This window comes from Massilia sp. MS-15, from assembly GCF_020176695.1.
In the GTDB taxonomy this organism is placed as follows: domain Bacteria; phylum Pseudomonadota; class Gammaproteobacteria; order Burkholderiales; family Burkholderiaceae_D; genus Telluria; species Telluria hydrophila.
In genome coordinates this window covers 59510-80388 of sequence record NZ_JAIWIA010000034.1, presented here as the reverse complement: position 1 = coordinate 80388, position 20879 = coordinate 59510, and the positions used below count along the sequence as shown (strand labels likewise).

Here is a 20879-nt window from a genome sequence, read left to right as displayed (position 1 = left end):
CAACCGACAACAAGGGGGAGACATGCGCATACTCCTGTACCGCGGCGACGGCGTGATCGAGCCCTGGGCGCGCGAGTTCGCCGCCGCCATGCCGCAGGTCGACACCGTCGCCTGGCATGAAGGCGACAGCCTGCCGCGCTGCGACTACGCGGTGTTGTGGAGCCCCACCCCGGCCCTGCTCGACCAGCTGGCGCACGTGCGGGCGATCTTCCTGATGGGCGCCGGCGTCGATGCCCTGCTCAAGCTGGGCGATGCCCTGCCCCCGGTGCCGATCGTGCGCCTGGGCGACGCCGGCATGGGCGTGCAGATGGCGGAATACGTGGCGCACGCGGTACTGCGCTACTACCGCCACTTCGACGACTACGAGCAGCAGGCGCGCCACGGCGTGTGGGATCCGCTGCCGCTCACGCCCAAGCAGGATTTTTCGGTGGGAATCATGGGCCTGGGCCGGCTCGGCCTGCCGGTGGTCGAGGCGATGCGCCTGTTCGGCTTCCCGGTGCGCGGCTGGAGCCGCACGCCCAAGGACATCCCGGGCGTCGACTGCTTCCACGGCAACGACGGGCTGGATCCCTTCCTGCGCGCCACCCGGGTGCTGGTCTGCATGCTGCCGCTCACCCCCGAGACGGCCAACCTGCTCGACCGCCACAATCTGGGCAAGCTGCAGCCGGGCGCCTACCTGATCAACGTCTCGCGCGGGGCCATCCTGGCCGAGCCCGACCTGATGACCCTGATCCGCTCCGGCCACATCGCCGGCGCCACCCTGGACGTGTTCCGCCACGAACCGCTGCCGGCCCCGCATCCGTTCTGGAACGAGCCGCGCATCAGCATCACCCCGCACATCTCAGCGCTCACCGTGCGCCACGACGCCGTGCGCCAGATCCTGGACAAGATCAGGAAACTGGAGAGCGGCCAACCCATCGACGACGTCGTCGACCGCGACCTAGGATATTGAAAGCAATGACACAGCAAGCCAGCCTGCCGCAGCGGGTCAAGATCGTCGAAGTGGGGCCGCGCGACGGCCTGCAGAACGAGAAAGAGGCCTTGTCGGCCGATGTGAAAATCGAACTGGTGAACCGCCTGGCGCGCGCCGGCATGCCGAATGTCGAGGCGGCCTCGTTCGTGTCGCCCAAGTGGGTGCCGCAGATGGCCACCAGCCGCGAGGTCATGGCCGGCATCGAGCGCCTGCCGGGCACGATCTACTCGGCACTGACGCCGAACATGCAGGGCTTCGAGGCGGCACTGGCGGCGAAAGCCGACGAAGTCGTGATCTTCGGCTCGGCCTCGGAAGCCTTCTCGCAAAAGAACATCAACTGCTCGATCGCGGAATCGATCGCGCGCTTCGCGCCGGTGGCGCAGGCGGCCAAGGCCAGTGGCCTGCGCCTGCGCGGCTCGATCAGCACCGCCTTCGGCTGCCCCTACCAGGGCGAGGTGCCGCTCGATGCCGTGGCCGACGTGGTCAGCCGCATGCGCGAACTCGGTTGCGACGAGATCGACATCGCCGACACCATCGGCGTGGCGACCCCGCGCCAGACCCAGGCCGTGATGCTGCGCGCGGCGCAGGAATTCCCGCTGGCGCAGCTGTCGGGCCACTTCCACGACACCTATGGCCAGGCACTGGCGAACATCTACGCGGCGCTGGAAGTTGGCGTGGCGATCTTCCACTCCTCGGTATCGGGCCTGGGCGGCTGCCCGTATGCCAAGGGCGCGACCGGCAATGTCGCCACCGAGGACGTGCTGTACATGCTGAATGGCCTGGGCATCGAGACCGGCGTCGATCTCGACCAGGTGGTGGATGCGGGACAGTTCATTGCGCAGGCGCTGGGTCGCAAGGGCGCGAGCCGCGCCGGCAACGCATTGCTGGCCAAGCGCGCCGGCTGAACAGGGTGGACGGCTGGCGCCGTCCATGCACCTTCCACAAACGAAAAAAGCCGACAGCGTGGCTGTCGGCTTTTTCCTTGAAGCTGGTCGGAGTACAAGGATTCGAACCTTGGACCCTCTGGTCCCAAACCAGATGCGCTACCGGGCTGCGCTACACTCCGAGAAGAAAGATCATACCCTGCCGGGGTGACGCGGTCAAGGCTTACCGGCAAAATAAGCCCGGACGCCGCATTCTTCGGCACACACCGGGCGGCGGCTATAATCGCCACTACCCGCAACCACCAGGAACCCAGATGGCAAAGAAAGAAGAACTGGACGAAGAAACGCTGGCCTTCATCCAGTGGTGCACCGAAGTAGAAGGCTTCCTGGTCGCCGGCGGCGCCACCGTGCGCCAGGCCCAGGACCACATCGAGGAACAGGTCGAGTGGTTCATGGACCAGTTCTACGATGGCCTGACGCCCGAACAGGCCGCCAAGGAGGCGCTCGCCTGAGCCCTCCCCGGCGCGGGCTCAGGCCGGCGCCAGCAGCCTGACCGGGTTCTCGTTCGCTGCACCCTCGCCGGCCGCCGCCATCGTTCCCGGCACCCGCAGGCGGAACGTGCCTACCGCCTGCGCCAGGCTGTCCGCCTCTTCGCGCAGGGCCTGGGCCGCGGCCGAAGCCTGCTCGACCAGGGCCGCGTTCTGCTGGGTGGCGTGGTCCATCTGGATGATGGCCCGGTTCACCTGCTCGATGCCGGCGCTCTGTTCCTGGCTGGCCGCCAGGATCTCGCCCATGATGTCGGTGACGCGGCCGACGCTGCCCACGATCTCTTCCATGGTGGCGCCGGCCTGCTCGACCAGGGCCGAACCTTCGCCCACGGTGCGCACCGACGCGTCGACCAGCGCCTTGATTTCCTTGGCCGCGGCGGCGCTGCGCTGCGCCAGGCTGCGCACCTCGCTCGCCACCACCGCGAAGCCGCGCCCCTGCTCACCCGCGCGCGCGGCTTCCACCGCCGCGTTCAGGGCCAGGATATTGGTCTGGAACGCGATGCTGTCGATCACTCCCGTGATGTCGCCGATGCGCCCGGCCGAGGCATCGATCGCGGCCATGGTGTGCACCACCTGCGCCACCACCTGCCCGCCCTTGTCGGCCACCGCCGACGCCGACTGCGCCAGTTCGTTGGCCTGGCGCGCATTGTCGGCGTTCTGGCGCACGGTCGTGGTCAGCTCCTCCATCGACGCCGCGGTCTCTTCCAGCGAGGCGGCCTGCTGCTCGGTGCGCGCCGACAGGTCCAGGTTACCCGCCGCGATCTGGCTGGAAGCGGTGGCGATGGTGTCGGTGCCGCCGCGCACCCGGCCGACAATGGCCGCCAGGCCCGCGTTCATGTCGCTCAGGGCCTGCATCAGGCGGCCGGTTTCGTCGCTGCCGCCTATCCGGATCTCACGCGTCAGGTCGCCGTCGGCCACGGCGCCGGCGATGCGCACCGCCTGTTCCAGCGGCGCCACGATGCCGCGCACCAGCACGGCGCCGATGACGCCGGCCAGCAACAGGCCCAGGGCCATGCCGCCCAGGCAGACCACACGCACCAGTTCATAGCGCTGGCGCGAGGCCTCGTAGGAATGCCTGGCTTCTTCCAGGTGTAGCTGGATCAGCCCGTCGATGCCGGCCGCCGCGGGCCTGAACAGTTCGACCAGCGGACCGTGCACGAGCTGTTTCGCACGCTCCAGGTCGCCGGCACGCAAGGCCGCCACGGTTGGCTCCAGGCCGCGCTCGACGAAAGCGCTGCGGGCCTGCAGGAAGCGCTCGGCGGCTTCGCGCTCGCGTCCGGCGAGGCCGCCGGCGGTATACGCCGTCCATTGCGCATCGATCACGGCGCGGTTGCGCTCGACGTCCTCGAGCAGGGCCGGCACGGAGCCGGGATCGACGGTCAGGGCTTCGGTGACGTCGAACTGGTTGCGGTTCAGCCTGCGCACGACCTGGTCGAGCTGTCCCAGGCGCACCAGGCGGTCGCTGTACATGGCCTGCAGCGCGTCGTTGGCCTGCCCCAGGCTGAACAGGCCGACGGCGGCGCCGATGAGCAGCTCGGCCCCGAGCAGGCCGATGACGAGCAGGAGACGGACTTTGATGCTGAGTTGATTGAATAGACGCATGAGCATGTTGGACTAGGGTTGAACGACAGGATGGGGTGATGCGCTTGAACACACGCCCGGGGCCTGCGCCAGCAGGCGCGCGATCTCGTCGGGCCAGGCCGGCCGGCTGAAGTAGTAGCCCTGGACCTCGTCGCAGCCGTTCTCCTTCAGGAAGGCCACCTGCTCGGCCGTCTCGACCCCTTCCGCCACTGCCGACAGGCCGAGCGAATGGGCCAGGGTGATGATGGCGCGGACGATCGCCGCGCCGGTGGCGTCGCCATCCAGGTCGCGCACGAAGGCGCGGTCGATCTTCAGCACGTCGAGCGGAAAGCGCTTCAGATAGCTCAGCGAGGAATAGCCGGTGCCGAAGTCGTCGATCGACACGGTCACGCCCAGCGCGCGCAGCGAACGCAGCACGTCGGCAGCATCCTCGGTGTCGTGCATGACGGTGCTCTCGGTGATCTCGAGTTCGAGCGCGGCCGGCGCCAGGCCGCTGTCGGCCAGCACGGCGCGCACCCGCTGCGCCAGGCCCGGCTGCTGGAACTGGCGGGCCGACAGGTTGACCGACATGCGGCCGCTGAACAGGCCCTGCGCGCACCAGGCGGCGGCGCGGACGCAGGCTTCGCGCAAGACCCACATGTCGAGTTCGTTGATCAAGCCGCTTTCTTCGGCCAGCGGGATGAAGCGCCCCGGCGCCAGCAGGCCGAGCTCCGGATGGCGCCAGCGCACCAGGGCCTCGACCCCGACCATGCGCCCGTCCATCATGCCGATCCGCGGCTGGTACTGGAGCACGAATTCGCGGCGCGCGATCGCCTGGCACAGCATGGTTTCCATGCCGATGCGCTCGCGCATCGCTCCCCCCATGCGCGCCGTGTAGAAGCACAGGTGGGCCGGGCCCTCGTGGCGCGCGCTGGCGCTGGCCAGCTGCGCCATCTGCAGCAGCTGGCTGGCCTGGCAGGGTTCGGCGGGCAGCAGCGCGATGCCGGCGCTGGCCGACAGGAACACGCAGTGGCCGCCCGGCGCGAAGGGCAGGCGCATCGACTCCTGCAAGTCGCGCGCGAGCGCCGCCGCCTGCTCGCGGTCGGCCTGCCGGCACACGACGATGAATTCGTTGCCGCCCTGGTGCGCGAGCAGGTCGCCCGCCGCCAGCCGGGCCGACAGCCGCGCCACGCATTCGTGCAGCACCTGGTCGCCGCTGCCCCAGCCATGGTGGCTGTTGATCTTGCGGAAGCCGTTAATGTCGAGCACGATCACCGCCACCGAACCGCCGTCGCGGCGCGCGGCGGCGATGGCGCCGGCCAGCGCGTCCAGCGCACGATAGCGGTCCGGCAGCGCGGGACGCGGGGCCGGCGCCGACGCCGGCTTCGCGCGCTGCTGTTGCTCCTGCTGTTGCTCCTGCTGTGTTCCGGCGAACAGCGCCCGATGCAGGCACAGGAAAGCCAGCAGCTTGTACAGGTGGGCCAGCAGGTCCGATGGCGCGTCCGGCGCCGGATGCAGCGTGAAGCTGATGCCGCTCAGTGCCGTCACGGCCGCCGCCGCCGCCAGGTAGTACCAGAGGCGCGAACGATGGCGGCGTGCGCGCCGCGCCAGCAGCAGGGCGGCACCGAGGTCGACGCCCACCAGCGTGCATTCGAAGGCGCGGGCAAAGCCGGTCATGCCGATGCCGGCGATGAAGGTCGCCGGCAGCAGCCCGGGGCGCACCAGCGCCAGCCAGTAGCCCGCCGCCGCCACCGCGAAGGCACCCAGCATGCACAGGGCCTGCGTGGCGGGACCAGCGCTGCGACCTTCCGGCAGCAGGGCCGCGGCCAGCAGGACCAGCGCGCCCAGGCCATGCGCTACCAGCCAGAAGGCGGCACCGGCGTTGGCCGCGGCCAGCGTATCGCTCCCGGCCGGTGCCGGCACCGACAGCAGGTGGCCGATGCCGAGCAGCGCCAGCGCCAGCGCGGCGGACGACAGCAGCGCCAGGGTGGCCGGCATGCGCCCGCCCGCCCGGTGCGCGCCGAGCGCGAAAACCAGCAGCGCCAGCACGATCACGCATGCCTCGAGCACGGCGTGCAGCGGGGGATACCAGTGCGGCGACCAGGGCAGCAAGCGGGTACCACCCCAGGCCAGCGCCGCCAGCAGGACGACCGGAAGCGCCAGGCGCAGTGCGCCCGGCATGCGGTAGGGCAGCGTGTTCATGCCGCCGCGTCCACGCATCCCTGGCGCAGCATGCGTTCGATCTCGTCCGCCGGCACCGGCCGGCCGAAGCGGTAGCCCTGCATCCGATGGCAGCCATGCGCTTCCAGGAAGGCCTGCTGCGCCGCGGTTTCCACGCCCACCGCGACCACGTCGAGCTTCATCGAACCGGCCAGCGCGATCACGGCATGCACGATGGCGGCCGCGTCGTCGTCATCCGGGATGTCGGCGATGAAGGAACGGTCGATCTTGATGCCATGGATCGGGAAGCGCCTGAGGTTGGCCAGGCTCGAGTAGCCGGTGCAGAAATCGTCGATCGCCAGCTGGATGCCCAGGCGCGACAGGCGCGCCATCGTCTCGGCCGCGGCGCCGGGGCTTTCCATCAGGAGGGTCTCGGTGATCTCGAGCGTCAGCGCGCCCGGGTCGCAGCCGGTGTCCGCCAGCAGGCGCTCGACCCCGGCGGCGATGTCCTGCTGGTGGAACTGGCGCGCCGAGACGTTCACGCTCATGCGCAGCGGCGCCGGCGCCAGGCGCGCGAACGCCGCCAGCTGGCGCATCGCGGTCGCCAGCGCCCATTCGCCGATCGGCACGATCAGGCCGGTTTCCTCGGCCAGCGCGATGAACTCGGCGGCCGCCAGCGCCTCCCTGCCGCCGGCCTCCCAGCGCAGCAGGGCCTCGAGGCCGACGATGCGTCCGCTGGCGACGTCGAACTGGGGCTGGTAGTGCAGCCGCAGTTCGCCGCGCTGCAGCGCACGCTGCAGGCGCGCCTCGACGAGCAGGTGCTCCTCGGCACGCATGCCCAGGTCTTCGGTATAGAAGTGGAAATGGTTGCCGCCGTTGGCCTTGGAACGGTACATCGCCGTATCGGCCGCCTTCAGCAGCGCGGTCGGGTCCTGGCCGTCGCGCGGATAGATGGCGATGCCGATGCTCCCGGTCGGGAACAGCTCGTTCCCCGCCAGCATCAGCGGCTGGAACAGCTCGCCCAGCACCTTGCGCGCCACCATCGCCGCATCGTCGGCGCCGGCAAGGTCCGGCAGCACCACGACGAATTCGTCGCCGCCCTGGCGCGCCACGGTGTCGCTCTCGCGCAGGCTGCGGCTCAGGCGGCGCGCGATCTCGATGATCATCTGGTCGCCGGCCTCGTGCCCGAGGCTGTCGTTGACGTGCTTGAAGCGGTCGAGGTCGATGAACATCACGCCCACCAGGCGCCCGTTGCGCTGGGCCTGGGCGATCGCATGCGACAGCCGGTCCTGCAGCAGGATGCGGTTCGGCAGCCCGGTCAGCGCGTCGTGGTTGGCCATGCGCAGCAGGGCTTCCTCGGCCTGCTTGCGGCGCGAGATGTCCTCCACCGCGATGATCAGGCGCAGCTCGCCGCTGAGGGCTTCGCGCATGGCAGAGGCGCTGACCGTGACCCAGATCGGACTGCCGCGCTTGGAGACGAAGCGCGTCTCGCGCCGGAAGTCGCGGATCTCGCCATCGATCAGCTGGCGCAGCAGGGCGCGGTCTTCCAGCAGGTCGTTCTGGTAGGTGATCTGGTGCACGAAGCGCTGCAGCAGTTCGATCTCGGTATAGCCGACGATCTGGGTCAGCTTGCGGTTGACCCGCACGAAGCGCCCTTCGCGCGACAGCAGGGCGATCCCGACCGCGGCCTGGGTGAAGGTGAGGCGGAAGAATTCCTCGCTTTCCTGCAGGCGCAGGCGCGCCTGGCGCCTGAAGGTGATGTCGTGCCCGATCAGCAGCAGGATCTGCTCGTCGGCCTGGCGCGTGCGGCGGATATTGAATTCGAAGTAGCGCACGCCGTCGGCATGGCCATCGACGGTGATCACTACCCCATCCTGTGGCGCGCCGGATGCCAGCGCCGCCTCCATGCGCTCGGCCAGCTCGGGAGACGGCAACAGCGCGTCGAGCGCGGGCTGTCCAGCCAGCGCGTCGTCCGGGATGCCGAGCATGTCGCGCATCGTCTGGTTGATCGAGCGCACCCGTCCGCCGCCGTCGGTGACGATCAGCCCGGCGGGCATGCCGCCGATGATCTGTTCCAGGTAGTTCTGGTGCTGCACCACGCTGCGCTGGTCGGCATGGGCATAGGTGTCCAGGGCCAGGCCCATGTCGAGGCACACGACTTTCAGCACGCAGTCGCACATGGCGCGAAAACGCGCGGGGTCGGCATGGAAGTGCGACCACAACAGGTCGAACATGCCGGACACGTACTTGCGGTAGGCCCCGATGTACCACTTCGGCTCCAGCCCGATGCGCTGGTGTACCAGGCCGACCCGCAGGCGGTCGCGGATGTAGCCGCCGTCGTAGTCGCCCGCGGTCAGGCTGCGGAAATACGCCGCCTGGGCGTGCTTCAGGCGCTGGATGGTGCTGTCGTCCCCGACCAGGCCGCGCAGCTGGGGAAAGGCCAGGATGTGCTCGTAGAAGCCGTCGGAAAAGGTGTCGCTGTCCTGCTCCGCCAGCGCATGCAGTTCGCGCAGCAGGACCAGGTCGTCCGGACGCAGTTCGAGGAAGGCCATGCGTTCGGCCACCTCCTGCTGGTCGAGTCCGATTTCACGTCCGATCGTGTCGACCGTTTCATCGAGTGTGGTGGCCGGGATCGGACTCTCAAGCTGCGCGTGCTGCACCATGGCGGTTACCCGTCGTCGTTGATTGAACTGCTGCCGGCTGGCATGGCGAACGAACGCCAGGGCCACCAGGTCCCTGATTACTCAGCAATCGGTCCGGAACGGTGCTCGGACGAGCGGGGCTTGCCTGCGAAAGACATACGGTAACGATGTTGAGTTCTCATTGCGACACACTCACCAATAATTCCCTTGGGATACTTAAGTGAATGCAAGGCAATATTGTAGGCATGGCATTTATGCCAATCAAACCAATTACTTGATCTGAATCAAAAACTCATTAACTAAATCGTCATCAAGTTAAAGATGTGACAAGCCGTCACGCTGCTGGCACGGCGTCAACAGAAACAGGAGTCGTCGCGCCATGTGGTCAGCGGGCGCGACGGGACAGGCGGGCGGCTTATTCGCCCTTGATCTGCAGTGCGCGCTCGTACAGCGCGTTCTTCTTGCGGCCGGTGATCTGCGCCGCCAGGCCGGCCGCCTGCTTGACCGAGCACTCCGTCAGCAGGATCTGCAGGATGCGTTCCGCTTCCGCATCCTCGGCATCGGTCGCGCGCAGCGCACCTTCGACCAGCACCACGAATTCGCCGCGCTCGCGGTGCTGGTCGGCCTTCACCCAGGCCAGCGCCTCGCCCAGCGGGCAGCGGTGCACTTCCTCGAACATCTTGCTCAGCTCACGCGCGAACACCACCTGGCGCGTCGGCTCGAACACGCTCGTCAAGCCCTCCACGCACTCGACGATGCGGTGCGGCGCTTCGTACAGCACCAGGGTCGAGGTCTCGCGCACCAGCGCTGCCAGCGCGCTCTCGCGCTGCTTCGGCTTGGCCGGCAGGAAGCCGACGAAGTGGAAGCGGTCGTTCACCAGGCCACTGGCCGACAGCGCCGCGATCGCCGCCGACGGTCCCGGCAGCGGCACCACGTTCAGGCCCGCCGCGCGCACCGCGTCCACGATGCGCGCGCCGGGGTCGGACACGGCCGGCGTGCCCGCATCCGACACCAGCGCCACCCGCTGGCCCGCCCGCAGGCGCTCGACGATCTTGTCGGCCACCTCGCGCTCGTTGTGCATGTGGGCGGCGATGGTCTGCTTGTTCAGCCCGAAGCGTTGGAGGAGCGCGCCGGTCTTGCGCGTGTCTTCGCAGGCGACGACATCGGCCAGCGCCAGCAGGTGCAGGGCGCGCAGCGTGATGTCGGTGACGTTGCCGATCGGTGTAGCCACGACATACAGCGTTGCGGTAGGATAGGATTGCTGGGCCGCTTCGCCCATGACGGGAAGCCGGGCGATGTCGATGGTCTGCTGTTCTGTCATAAGGGGTTCCGATGCTGAAGAAGAATATCCGGGCACTGCTGGCAAGCGCCACACTTGGCCTGTTGGTGGGCAGCTTGTCTGCCTGTAGCAGTACACCTTTGCCGCCAGACACTGGCTGCGGCGTACCGGGCGGATTTTGCGCGCCCGCCGCGCCGAGTGCAAGCCCGGCGCCGGCCGAACCGGGCTACGTGCCGCCGCCGCCGGCCGCCCCGGTGGTCACCAACCCGATCGACCTGCCGCCCTCCGCCGATGGCCGCCCGCTTGCCGCCGACCCGCAGCGCAGCGGTCCTGCCACCCGCATCGCCCTGCTGCTGCCGCTGCAGTCCGATGCGCTGGGCCAGCCGGCCGAAGCGCTGCGCGCCGGCTTCATGGCCGCCTATGAGCGCGAGCGCGGCGGCGTGACCGTCAACGTGATTCCCACCGGCGACTCGGCCCAAGCCACGCTCGACGCCTACGCCCGCGCCGCAGAGCAGAATGACATCGTGGTCGGCCCGCTGGCCCGCCCTGCCGTGGCGGCACTTGCCACCAGCGGCGCCGTCACCCGGCCGACCATCGCCCTGAACCATCCGCAGACCGGCGGTCCGCTACCGCGCCAGATGCTGGTCATCGGGCTCTCGCTCGAGGACGAGGCGCACCAGGTGGCCGACTGGGCCGCGGCGGAACAGCCGGCCGGCCGCGCCCTGGTCCTGACCGGCAAGGCGGCCTGGCAGCAGCGCCTGTCCGGCGCCTTCGCTGCGCGCTGGTCGCAGCTGGGCCTGAATCATTCGACCGTCGAGCTGCCCAGCAGCGGCGGCTACGTGGACGGCAATGCGCTGGCCGAGCTGCGTGCGCGCCTGCAGGTCGATCCGCCGCAGCTGGTGTTCGCCGCCCTCGACGCGGCCCAGCTGCGCCAGGTGCGCAGCGCCCTCGGCACCTCGCTGCCGACCTATGGCACGGCTTCGGTCAACCCGGGCCGGGACCCGGCCGCCCTCGCCCCGGAGCTGAGCGGCGTGCGCATCCTCGACCTGCCCTGGACGGTGCAGCCCGACCATCCGCTGGTGGCCAGCTACCCGCGCTGGGACGATGCCGGCGGTGGCTTCGACATGCAGCGCCTGTACGCGCTCGGCATCGACGCTTTCCGCATCGCGCGCGAGCTGGCGCTGCGCCCGGGCGGCGCCTTCGAGCTGGACGGCGTCACGGGCCGCCTGTCGGTGGACATGGGCGTGGGCAGCACGGCCGCGTTCCGCCGCGTCGAGACCGGTTCGGTCTACCGCGACGGCATGTTCGAAGCGGTGGCCTTCGGGCGCTGACATGTGGCCCGTGCGCCTGTCCACCAGGCAGGCCCAGGGCCGCGACTGGGAGCAGGTCGCCCTGCTCCACCTGCAAGGCCAGGGCCTGCGGCTGGTCGAGGAGAATTTCCGCTGCAAGGGCGGCGAGATCGACCTCGTCATGCGCGATGGCGAGACCCTGGTCTTCGTCGAGGTGCGCCAGCGCGCCGACAGCGCCCACGGCGGCGCGGCCGCCAGCATCACGCCCGCCAAGATCCGGCGCCTGGTGCGCGCCGCGCAATACTATCTGCTGCGCTTTCCCGCCCTGCCCCCCTGCCGCTTCGACGTGGTCGCCATCGATGGCGAGGCGCTCAGCTGGCTGCAGGATGTGATTGAAGTGTAAGCAATATTTTCCGTCCTTGCCCGACCCCGGATGCCACTGCACTATAATCCTCGCCTATGAATACTCAACGCATCCTCGCTCACTTCCAGGAGAGCGCCGATCTCAAGATGAAATCGGCCGCCAGCCTGGCGCAACCCATTTCGCAGGCCGTCGAACTGATGTTCCATGCCCTGTCCAACGGCAACAAGATCCTCGCTTGCGGCAATGGCGGTTCCGCCGCCGACTGCCAGCACTTCGCTGCCGAGCTGGTCGGACGCTTCGAACGCGAGCGCTTCCCGCTGCCGGCCATTGCGCTCACCACCGACACCTCGATCATGACGGCGGTTGGCAACGACTACAGCTTCAAGGAAATCTTCTCGAAGCAGGTGCAGGCCTTCGGCCAGGCCGGCGACGTGCTGCTGGCGATTTCGACCTCGGGCAACTCGGCCAATGTGCTGGCCGCTGTGGAAGCGGCGCTGGAGCGCGAGATGCGCATCGTGGCATTCACCGGCAAGGACGGCGGCGCCCTGGCCAAGCTCCTGACCGACGCCGACATCCATATCAACGTGCCGCACGCACGTACCGCGCGCATCCAGGAAGTCCACCTGTGCGCGATTCACTGTATCTGCGACGGCATCGACGTCGCACTGTTCGGAGGAGAAGAGGAATGATGAATACGCGCCCGCTGACCGGCCTGATGTCGAAAATCGTACTGGGCACCGCACTGGCGGCTTCGCTCTCGGGCTGCGTGGCCATGGCCGTGGGCGGCGCCGCCACGGCGGTGCTGTCGGCGAATGACCGCCGCACCCTCGGCATGCAGACCGAGGACAAGGCGATCAACGTCAAGGCCGAGATCAAGATGCAGCAGCTCACCGGCGAGAATGGCCACGTCAACGTCACCAGCTACAACCGCAAGGTACTGCTGACGGGCGAAGTGCGCGACGAGGCCATGAAGCAGGCCGCCGAGCGCGAAGTGCGCGCCATCGACAACGTGGTCTCGGTGATCAACGAACTGGAAATCGCCGGCCCGTCGAGCTATACCTCGCGCTCGAACGACGCCCTGATCACCACCAAGGTCAAGGCCAGCCTGGTCGACAAGAAGACGGTGTCGGCCACCGCCTTCAAGGTCACCACCGAGCGCGGCGTGGTCTACCTGCAGGGTCTCGTCACCCAGCGCGAGGGCAATATCGCGGCCGACGTCGCCAAGGGCGTCGCCGGCGTGAACCGTGTCGTCAAGATCTTCGAATACATCGCCGAAGAAGACCCGCGTGCCAGCCAGCCCGCACCGAGCCAGAGTTAATGCCAACGGCGGGACTGCGGTCCTGCCGTTTTTTTATGCCCTTGCGACATGACCGCTTCCACCGACTCCCCACGCTCCCGCCCCTGGATCAAGCCGGCCGCCGCCTGCGCGCTGGTGCTGGCCCTGGCCGGCATCGGCTACACCGTCTTCGACAGCGGCACGCCGGCGCCGAACGTCACCTTCATCAGCATCGCCGGCGACAAGATCAGTACCGAGTCCCTGCGCGGCAAGGTGGTGATGGTGAACTTCTGGGCCACGTCGTGCACCACCTGCGTGAAGGAGATGCCGCAGATGGTCGAGACCTATAACAAGTACAAGGCACAAGGCCTGGAATTCGTGGCGGTGGCGATGCAGTACGACCCGCCCAACTACGTGCTGAACTTCACCGAGACGCGCAAGCTGCCGTTCACGGTGGCGATCGACTCGGCCGGCGACATCGCCAGGCAGTTCGGCGACGTCACCCTGACCCCGACCACCTTCGTGATCGACAAGCAGGGCAGGATCATCAAGCGCTACGTGGGCGAGCCGGCCTTCCCCGAGCTGCACAAGCTGCTCGAGAAAGAGCTGGCTTCCTGAAGCCGCTCAGGCCTTCGGATACAGGATCATCTGGGTGCAGCGGAACAGGGCGATGGTCTTGCCGCTGTCCTTGTCCGTCACCGTCGCATCCCATACCTGCGTGGTGCGGCCCAGGTGCACGGCGCTGGCCACCACCGCGATCGTGCCCTGGCGCGCGGTGCCCAGGTGGTTCGACTTCAGTTCGACGGTGGTGAAATTGCTGGCCCCTTCCGGCAGGTGGGCCACGCAGGCATAGCCGGCCGCGGTATCGGCCAGGGTGACCACGCTGCCCGCGTGCAGGTAGCCGTTCGGCGCCAGCAGGTGCGGCAGCACCGGCAGTTCGGCGCACACGCGGCCTTCGGCCACTTCGGTGATCTCGATGCCGAGGTGGCCGGGCAGGAAAGCCTTGCCGAATGCGTTGAAGGAGTCTGGGGTGTACTTGGGATTCACGGTGCGTCGCCTTACTGGAAAAGGCGGCATCGTACACCCTGCGCCCGGATCCTGCAGCGCTGCGTGGAGTCAGCGGCGGCGCTTGCCGCTCCGTGCGCCGCCTGAGCCACCTGAGCCGCCGCGCTGGCGCGCCGCCGTGTTCTGCTGCTGCAGGATCGCATCCACCCGTTCCGACGCTTCGCGCGCCAGCTGCTGCGCTTCGGCGATGCTCGGGAAGTATTCCGGCTCGCGGTAGCCCAGCCAGGCATAGGCCGAATACATGCGGCAGGTGTCTTCCACCTCCTGCAGGTTCATGTAGAACAGCTCCTGCGGGTGCGGCTGCAGCCTGCACACCTTCTTCTTGGCCAGCGACAGCGCCCAATGTTCCCAGGCGCTTTGCAGCACCGGCACCCGGCTCGAGATCGGCACCAGGGACAGCATGAACTTCTCCGCCACCGACAGCGGCAGCGTGTCGAGCCATTCGGCGCGTTCGTTCTGCTCTTCGGTGATGCGCGGATAGAAGAAGCCGTCCGGCACGTCGATGTTGTGCACGAAGCGTTTCAGGAGCTTCACCAGCGAGGTCTCGCCGGTCACCGAGGAGATGCGGTGCAGCTGTTCCAGCGAAGGCGCGACCGCGAAGCCGGTAGCCGCCACGGGCGCGATCTTTTCCTTCATCAGCGCACGCATCACCTGGTGCGTGTCCTCGTCGTAGCCGGCGACAAAGCCTTCCTCGTGCACGCCGTAGCGCCCTGCCCGGCCCGCGATCTGCTTGGCCAGCGCAGCGGAAATCTCTTCTTCCTCGACCCCGTTGTACTTGACGGTGGTGGTCATCACGATGCGCGCGATCGGCATGTTCAGGCCCATCGCCAGCGCGTCGGTGCCGACCACGATGTCGGCCTGGCCCTCGCGGAAGCGCTCGGCCTGGGCACGCCGCACTTCCGGCGACAGGTTGCCGTACACGGTGGCCACCGACAGTCCCTTCTCGGTGATCATGTCGCGCCACATCAGGACGTCGCGCCGCGAGAAGGCGATCACGGCGTCGCCGCGGCGCAGGTTGCCGAGCTTGCGCACCGGCGCGGGCTCCATCGCCAGCGGCGCCATGCGTTTCAATACGTGCACTTCGAGCGGCACCTCGAGCCGCTCGGCCAGCGCCTCGATCGCACGCCGTGCTTCCGGCGCGCCGACCAGGAACACGGTGGCGGCAGGCGCGCCGCACACGGCGGCGGTCCAGGCGGCGCCGCGGTCGCGGTCGGCCAGCATCTGGATCTCGTCGATGACGGCCACTTCCACCGCGGTTTTCGTATCCAGCATCTCGACGGTGCTGGCGACGTGGGTCGCGTCCTCGGCGATGCGGCGCTCTTCGCCGGTGATCAGGCTGACCTTGATCTCTTTTCCGTGCGGGCGCGCGTTCTGCAGGCGCTCGTAGTTTTCCAGCGCCAGCAGGCGCAGCGGCGCAAGATAGACCCCGCTGGCGGCCTTGGCCAGCGCTTCCATCGCGCGGTGGGTTTTACCTGAATTCGTCGGGCCGAGCAGCGCGATGAACTTGCGCTGCATCTTGCTGGCGACCTCGAAGGATTCGGGGTACTCGGCCAGGTTGATGCTTTCCTTGGTGCGGGCGGCGTGGCGCTCTTCCTGCTCGCGCTCGACGGCGTGCGTCAGGCGCTGCGCGATGCGCTGGAACACGTATTCGGCCGGCTCCGAGGTTTCCAGCTCGTCGAGCACCTGCAGGAACAGCATCGGGTCCCAGCCGAAGTCGTCGGCCTGTTCCGCGATGTCGCGCACGAAATCCTCGGCCTCGGTCTGCAGTTGCTCGATGGCGTCCGGGGTGGCGCGCTCTGCCAGCAGGTTGCGCCGCGCCAGCATGTCCATCTTGCGCCACTTGCTGGGCTTGGCCAGCACGCCGCGCGACGGGACCAGGCAGTAGGGCACGCGCAGGCCTTCGTAGCGCACCTCGCCCGAGAAGCGCAGGAAGACGCGGCCTTCCATCTTGACCAGTTCGATGCCGCGTTCCGCGAAGTCGAGTTCGCGCTCGAGGAAGGCGTCGTCGTGTTCGGTGTCGTCCGGAGGGGTTGGATTGTGATTCATGCTTGCTTGCGCGATGTCTGGTTGCCATCAACTATATCGCGGAAGCGGCGCACGCACTGTTCGGGTATGCGCGGGACACGCACGCGGGACAGCGGCGGCGCCGTCCCGCGCGCTCAAGCGGATCAGGCGGCGACGCCTGCTTCGTGCGCCTGCTGGTCGGCGTGGTAGGACGAACGCACCATCGCGCCCACGGCGGCGTGCACGAAGCCCATCTCGTAGGCCTTCTCTTCGAACATCTTGAAGGTATCCGGATGCACGTAGCGGCGCACCGGCAGGTGCGAGTTCGACGGGGCCAGATACTGGCCGATGGTCAGCATGTCGATATCGTGCGCCCGCATGTCGCGCATCACTTCCAGGATCTCTTCGTCGGTCTCGCCCAGGCCCACCATCAGGCCCGACTTGGTGACCGCGTTCGGGTACTTCTTCTTGAAGTCGCGCAGCAGCACCAGCGAGTGCTGGTAGTCGGCGCCCGGGCGTGCTTCCTTGTACAGGCGCGGCACGGTTTCCAGGTTGTGGTTCATCACGTCGGGCAGGCCGTCGGCGAAGATGTCCAGCGCCTTTTCCAGGCGGCCGCGGAAGTCCGGCACCAGCACCTCGATCTTGGTGTTGGGCGACAGCGCGCGGGTCTTCTGGATGCACTCGACGAAGTGGCCGGCGCCGCCGTCACGCAGGTCGTCGCGGTCCACCGAGGTGATCACGACATACGACAGGCGCAGGTCGGCGATGGTCTTGGCCAGCTTGCCCGGCTCGTTGACGTCGAGCGGGTCCGGGCGGCCGTGGCCGACGTCGCAGAACGGGCAGCGGCGGGTGCACTTGTCGCCCATGATCATGAAGGTCGCGGTGCCCTTGCCGAAGCATTCGCCGATGTTCGGGCAGCTCGCCTCCTCGCACACGGTCACGAGATTGTTGGCGCGCAGGATGTCCTTGATCTCGTAGAAGCGCGAGGAGGCCGTGGCGGCCTTCACGCGGATCCAGTCCGGCTTCTTGAGGCGCTCGGTATCGGCGATCGGGACGATCTTGATCGGGATGCGCGAGGTCTTGCTGGCGCCCTTCTGCTTTTCGGTGGCGTCGTAGGCGGCGGCAGTGCCGGTAGTCGTTTCGGTAGTCATTGGCTCGGGCCCTGGCGGGCTTCCATTCAGAGGTTGTTCGGTTCCGGCACGGCCGCTTCGGCCGTCGCCAGTTGGCGCACGAGTTCCTGCGCCAGCGCCTGCTGGACATCCTCCAGCGGGGCGTCCACTCCCACCGCGCGCATGTCGACCGTGGCCAGGCCGGCGTAACCGCACGGGTTGATCCAGGTGAACGGGGACAGGTCCATCGCCACGTTCAGCGACACGCCATGGTAGGTGCAGCCGTTGCCGCGCACCTTGAGGCCGAGGGCAGCGATCTTCGCACCCTTCATTGGGCCGTCCGCCATGTAGATGCCGGGGGCTCCGGCCACGCGTTCGCCCGCCAGATTATACGCCGCCAGCACCTCGATCACCGCCTGTTCGATTTTCGCCACAAACTGGCGCGCGTACAGCTTGCCGCCCGGCTTGTTGCGGCGCAGGTCCATCAGCAGGTAGACCACCGCCTGGCCGGGACCGTGGAAGGTCACCTCGCCGCCGCGGTCGGTCTGGACCACGGGGATACCATGCGGGGCCAGCACATGGGCGCGGTCGGCGCCCAGGCCCAGGGTGTACACGGGAGGATGCTCGACGATCCACAGTTCGTCGCGCGTCTCGGGCGTGCGCGCGTCGGTGAAGGCGCGCATCGCGGCGAATGTGGGCTCATAGTCGACGCGGCCAAGCGCGCGGACCAGCGGCGGGACGGGACGGGATGCGGACATTGGGTATAGGGCGGGAATATGGACAGCCCTGTCATTATAAGCCAGCGCGATCTGTCGTGCCGGCCGGCTTCCAGGGACCTACAGGACCATCTTGACCATGTGGTGCGAGGACAGGGCGCGGTAGACGTCGTCCAGCATCTCGCGGCTGGTGGCGCGCACCGTCACCGTCAGGCCGGTGTAATTGCCCTTGGCCGAGGGACGGCTTTGTACCTTGCCGGCATGGAAGGTCGGGTCCAGCTGCATGACGACCTCGACGATCGTCGCCTCGAAGTCGGCGTGGGTAGCGCCCATCACCTTGATCGGGAAGTCGCTCGGGTATTCGATGAGGGAGTCTTTCGGGTCCATGGTTTCGTCCTGTGCAAAGCGGCATTGTAGCCGCTCCCAGATGGAGGCGCATGGGCGGAAAAAAAGAGGCCGGCGCTGTCGGCCGGCCTGAACTATTTCTATCAGCTAAAGAAATAGCGGGACATTCGGGCCGCTCGGAGCAGCGCTGCTGCCTGCGAGCGAGTGATGCCACTGTAGCGGTTTGCCGGCCATGGCGCGAACGGAATGTGACGAACGGTCGATTGGGGCGACAGACGACGCAAAGCGCGGATTGGACGGGGCAAGGGCAGGACGCACCAGAAAAAAGGGCCGGATACGGCATCCGGCCCCTTGCATCCAAGCTGTTTTTCGTCAACGCATCTTGTCAGGCCGCCGGTCGCCGTCCGGCGTTTCGGTCCGTTGCTCGAAGCGGCCCCGGCCCGGCGGCGGCGCCGACGGTGCCGTGGCGGGTGCCGGCATCGGCATGGCGCGCGGTGCCGGCGGCGCGATCGCCTGCGGCGCGGCCGGCACCTGCATGGCGGGCTGCGGCATCGGTGCCATCGGCTGTGGACGCTCGCGCCGGCCCTCGAAACGCTCAGTCCGGTCTGCCCGGTCTGCCCGCTCACCCCGGTCACCCCGGTCACCACGCATGCCGCGCTCGCCCTGGAAGCCGACGCCCGGCTGGCCCGGCTCTGGCCGCGGCTGGGCCGGCGGCGTCACGACAGGCGTGGGCAGCGCAGCTGGTGGCGTCACCACAGGAGGCTGGACCGGCGCTGCCACTACCGACGGACGCTCGCCACGCGCCGCGCGTTCGTCACGCCCGCGTTCGCGCCACTGGTTATTGCGCGCACCGTCGTGGCGCTCCGCCACGTTCGGGATGCCGTCGCCATCGCGATCACGGTCGAAACGGTTGCGGATGCCATCGGCATCGCGGTCGCCCCGGGTGCGGACGGGGGCATTGGCGCGCGCGTCGTCGCGGCTGTCGACCCGGTTCGGGATGCCGTCGCCTTCGCGATCACGGTCGAAACGGTTGCGGATGCCATCGGCATCGCGGTCGCCCCGGGTGCGGACGGGGGCATTGGCGCGCGCGTCGTCGCGGCTGTCGACCCGGTTCGGGATGCCGTCGCCGTCGCGATCACGGTCGAAGCGGTTGCGGATGCCATCGCCATCGCGATCGTCCCGGGTGCGGACGGGGGCATTGGCGCGCGCGTCGTCGCGGCTGTCGACCCGGTTCGGGATGCCGTCGCCATCGCGGTCACGGTCGACGCGGTCGGGGATGCCGTCGCGGTCGCGGTCGGCGATCGGCCGCGGATTGGCGCGTTCGCGCCAGCCCTGCGGCGCGCCCGGAGCGGTGCCCGGCGTGGCCGGCAGCGCCTGCGACGGCGTCGCACGCGGCGCGTTCGGCACCACCACCGAACCGCGCTGGCCGAAATGCGCCTGCGGCACCACGGTCAATCCCCGGTTGCGGTAATCCGGCCGCCCGTCGCCGTCGCGGTCACGGCGCCCGCGCCCCTCGCGCCAGCTCCAGCTATTCAGGCGGCGCAGGCGCTCGTCCGACAGGCGGTAGTGCGGGACGTAATGGTCGCGCGGGCCGAGCGGATACCAGCCGGTGGCCGGCCGCGTGCCGTGCTGGTGGAAGTTGACGCTCCAGCCGCTACCGCCGACCCAGCCGACCAGCGCCGGCGCCCACATCGGACGGCGCTCGACCCGGCCCGGCGCCCAGGCCCAGCGGTTCCTGACCTGCACCCAGCGCCCGTAGTGGAAGGGTGCATAGCCCCAGGGCGCGTTGTCGACCCAGGTCCAGCCCCAGGGCGAAATCCAGCTCCAGCGGCCGTCGCGGTAGGGCACCCAGCTCGTGGCCACCGACGGGATCCACAGCGGACCGTATTCGAGATCGTCCTGCCAGCTGCCGTAGCGGTCGAGTTCCTCGTAGCCGGTCATCTCGGTGCCGACGTAGCGCGCCGAACGGGCGCCGTCGAGCGCGCGGTCGCGCTCCAGCGCCCAGTCGTCGAAGCCGTCGCGCTGTGCCTGCAGGGTACGGACGTCGTCGTCGCGCAGTTCCGCGCTGCGGCCGGCGCGGATCGTCAGGCTGGCGCCGCCGCCCTCGACCCGGGCTTCGCCGTCGAACACGCTGACCACGCTGGTGTCGGCCACGCGCTCGGCATCCACCCGCAGGCGGCCGGGCCTGAGCATGCGCACCCGGCCCTGCGGCGTGCTCAGCTCGAATTCGGGCAGCACCTCGTCACTCAGGATGCGGATGCTGGCGCTGCCGTAGTGCAGGCGCAGGCGCAGGCTGTCGTCGTCGAGTTCCGTCACTTCCAGCGAGCTGTCGCCGTCGACGCGGATCGCGGTCGAGCCAACCCGCACTTCGGTGCGTCCGCCGGGCGCGGTGGTGATCAGGTTGCGGCTGGTGACCGGCCAGTTCACCAGGGCGTCGGTGGCGCTGTCGCCGCCGCCGCTGATGCTGACCTTGCCCTGGGCGAGCGCGACACGCCCCACCCGGCCGGGCGGCTCGCTGTCGAACGCATCCTGCGCCAGCGCGGCAGTGGAGAGGGCCGCGAGCGCGAGCATCACGGCGGTGTGGGCGAATCGCTTGTTCATGGAAGGCTCCGCAAGAGAGGGACGAGGGACGGCACGCTGATTACAACGCAGGCCGGGCTGCCGG

At 68.6% G+C, this 20879-nt stretch carries 18 protein-coding genes and 1 tRNA gene; 8 read left to right on the top strand and 11 right to left on the bottom strand.

Going from position 1 to position 20879, the window contains the following annotated elements:
* Window positions 1-22: 22 nt before the first annotated feature.
* Together LCI23_RS13975 and LCI23_RS13970 are read left to right on the top strand one after the other, a co-directional pair.
* A complete protein-coding gene (locus LCI23_RS13975) occupies window positions 23-952 on the top strand; it encodes a glyoxylate/hydroxypyruvate reductase A (protein ID WP_224947055.1) in 930 nt (309 codons plus the stop codon).
* A 5-nt stretch (window positions 953-957) separates the two neighbouring features.
* Entirely contained in the window at window positions 958-1878 is a 921-nt protein-coding gene (locus LCI23_RS13970; protein WP_224947054.1) for a hydroxymethylglutaryl-CoA lyase, read from the top strand.
* Between the two features lie 84 nt (window positions 1879-1962).
* On the opposite strand, the gene LCI23_RS13965 is transcribed toward LCI23_RS13970, so the two are convergent.
* A tRNA-Pro gene (locus tag LCI23_RS13965) sits at window positions 1963-2039 on the bottom strand.
* Between the two features lie 132 nt (window positions 2040-2171).
* Here LCI23_RS13965 and LCI23_RS13960 point away from each other — a divergent pair.
* Window positions 2172-2369, top strand: coding sequence for a hypothetical protein (locus LCI23_RS13960; protein WP_224947053.1), 198 nt, complete (start codon window positions 2172-2174; stop codon window positions 2367-2369).
* 18 nt (window positions 2370-2387) lie between these two features.
* On the opposite strand, the gene LCI23_RS13955 is transcribed toward LCI23_RS13960, so the two are convergent.
* The 4 genes from LCI23_RS13955 to rsmI all read right to left on the bottom strand — a co-directional run bounded on the left by LCI23_RS13955 (window position 2388) and on the right by rsmI (window position 10088).
* Window positions 2388-4007, bottom strand: coding sequence for a methyl-accepting chemotaxis protein (locus LCI23_RS13955; RefSeq protein WP_224947052.1), 1620 nt, complete (start codon window positions 4005-4007; stop codon window positions 2388-2390).
* 12 nt (window positions 4008-4019) lie between these two features.
* Window positions 4020-6167, bottom strand: a complete 2148-nt coding sequence (locus LCI23_RS13950) for an EAL domain-containing protein (protein WP_224947051.1) — start codon at window positions 6165-6167, stop codon at window positions 4020-4022.
* Window positions 6164-8788: an EAL domain-containing protein gene (locus LCI23_RS13945; RefSeq protein ID WP_224947050.1), complete on the bottom strand. Its 2625-nt coding sequence runs from the start codon at window positions 8786-8788 to the stop codon at window positions 6164-6166. The genes LCI23_RS13950 and LCI23_RS13945 overlap by 4 nt, the downstream gene beginning before the upstream one ends.
* A gap of 394 nt (window positions 8789-9182) precedes the next feature.
* Window positions 9183-10088, bottom strand: a complete 906-nt coding sequence (gene rsmI, locus LCI23_RS13940) for a 16S rRNA (cytidine(1402)-2'-O)-methyltransferase (protein WP_224947049.1) — start codon at window positions 10086-10088, stop codon at window positions 9183-9185.
* Between the two features lie 98 nt (window positions 10089-10186).
* On the opposite strand from rsmI, the gene LCI23_RS13935 reads away from it, so the two are divergent.
* Genes LCI23_RS13935 through LCI23_RS13915 form a run of 5 tightly spaced genes read left to right on the top strand, consistent with a single transcriptional unit; the run spans window position 10187 to window position 13593 of the window.
* A complete protein-coding gene (locus LCI23_RS13935) occupies window positions 10187-11377 on the top strand; it encodes a penicillin-binding protein activator (protein ID WP_224947048.1) in 1191 nt (396 codons plus the stop codon).
* Window position 11378: 1 nt separating this feature from the next.
* A complete protein-coding gene (locus tag LCI23_RS13930; RefSeq protein WP_224947047.1) occupies window positions 11379-11738 on the top strand; it encodes a YraN family protein in 360 nt (119 codons plus the stop codon).
* Window positions 11739-11794: 56 nt separating this feature from the next.
* Window positions 11795-12388: a phosphoheptose isomerase gene (locus LCI23_RS13925; protein ID WP_224947046.1), complete on the top strand. Its 594-nt coding sequence runs from the start codon at window positions 11795-11797 to the stop codon at window positions 12386-12388.
* Window positions 12385-13017, top strand: coding sequence for a BON domain-containing protein (locus LCI23_RS13920; RefSeq protein ID WP_224947045.1), 633 nt, complete (start codon window positions 12385-12387; stop codon window positions 13015-13017). Before LCI23_RS13925 ends, LCI23_RS13920 begins: the two co-directional genes overlap by 4 nt.
* A gap of 48 nt (window positions 13018-13065) precedes the next feature.
* A complete protein-coding gene (locus LCI23_RS13915; protein WP_224947044.1) occupies window positions 13066-13593 on the top strand; it encodes a TlpA disulfide reductase family protein in 528 nt (175 codons plus the stop codon).
* 6 nt (window positions 13594-13599) lie between these two features.
* Here LCI23_RS13915 and LCI23_RS13910 read toward each other — a convergent pair whose 3' ends face one another.
* The 6 genes from LCI23_RS13910 to LCI23_RS13885 all read right to left on the bottom strand — a co-directional run bounded on the left by LCI23_RS13910 (window position 13600) and on the right by LCI23_RS13885 (window position 20815).
* Entirely contained in the window at window positions 13600-14052 is a 453-nt protein-coding gene (locus tag LCI23_RS13910; protein ID WP_374041172.1) for a PaaI family thioesterase, read from the bottom strand.
* A 39-nt stretch (window positions 14053-14091) separates the two neighbouring features.
* A complete protein-coding gene (locus tag LCI23_RS13905; protein WP_224947042.1) occupies window positions 14092-16086 on the bottom strand; it encodes a helicase-related protein in 1995 nt (664 codons plus the stop codon).
* A gap of 122 nt (window positions 16087-16208) precedes the next feature.
* A complete protein-coding gene (gene lipA / locus LCI23_RS13900) occupies window positions 16209-17195 on the bottom strand; it encodes a lipoyl synthase (RefSeq protein WP_224947041.1) in 987 nt (328 codons plus the stop codon).
* A gap of 26 nt (window positions 17196-17221) precedes the next feature.
* Entirely contained in the window at window positions 17222-17911 is a 690-nt protein-coding gene (gene lipB / locus LCI23_RS13895; RefSeq protein ID WP_224947040.1) for a lipoyl(octanoyl) transferase LipB, read from the bottom strand.
* Window positions 17912-17989: 78 nt separating this feature from the next.
* Window positions 17990-18256, bottom strand: a complete 267-nt coding sequence (locus LCI23_RS13890; protein ID WP_224947039.1) for a DUF493 family protein — start codon at window positions 18254-18256, stop codon at window positions 17990-17992.
* 330 nt (window positions 18257-18586) lie between these two features.
* Complete coding sequence (locus LCI23_RS13885) at window positions 18587-20815, bottom strand: DUF6600 domain-containing protein (RefSeq protein ID WP_224947038.1); 2229 nt, start codon at window positions 20813-20815, stop codon at window positions 18587-18589.
* Between the last annotated feature and the right edge of the window lie 64 nt (window positions 20816-20879).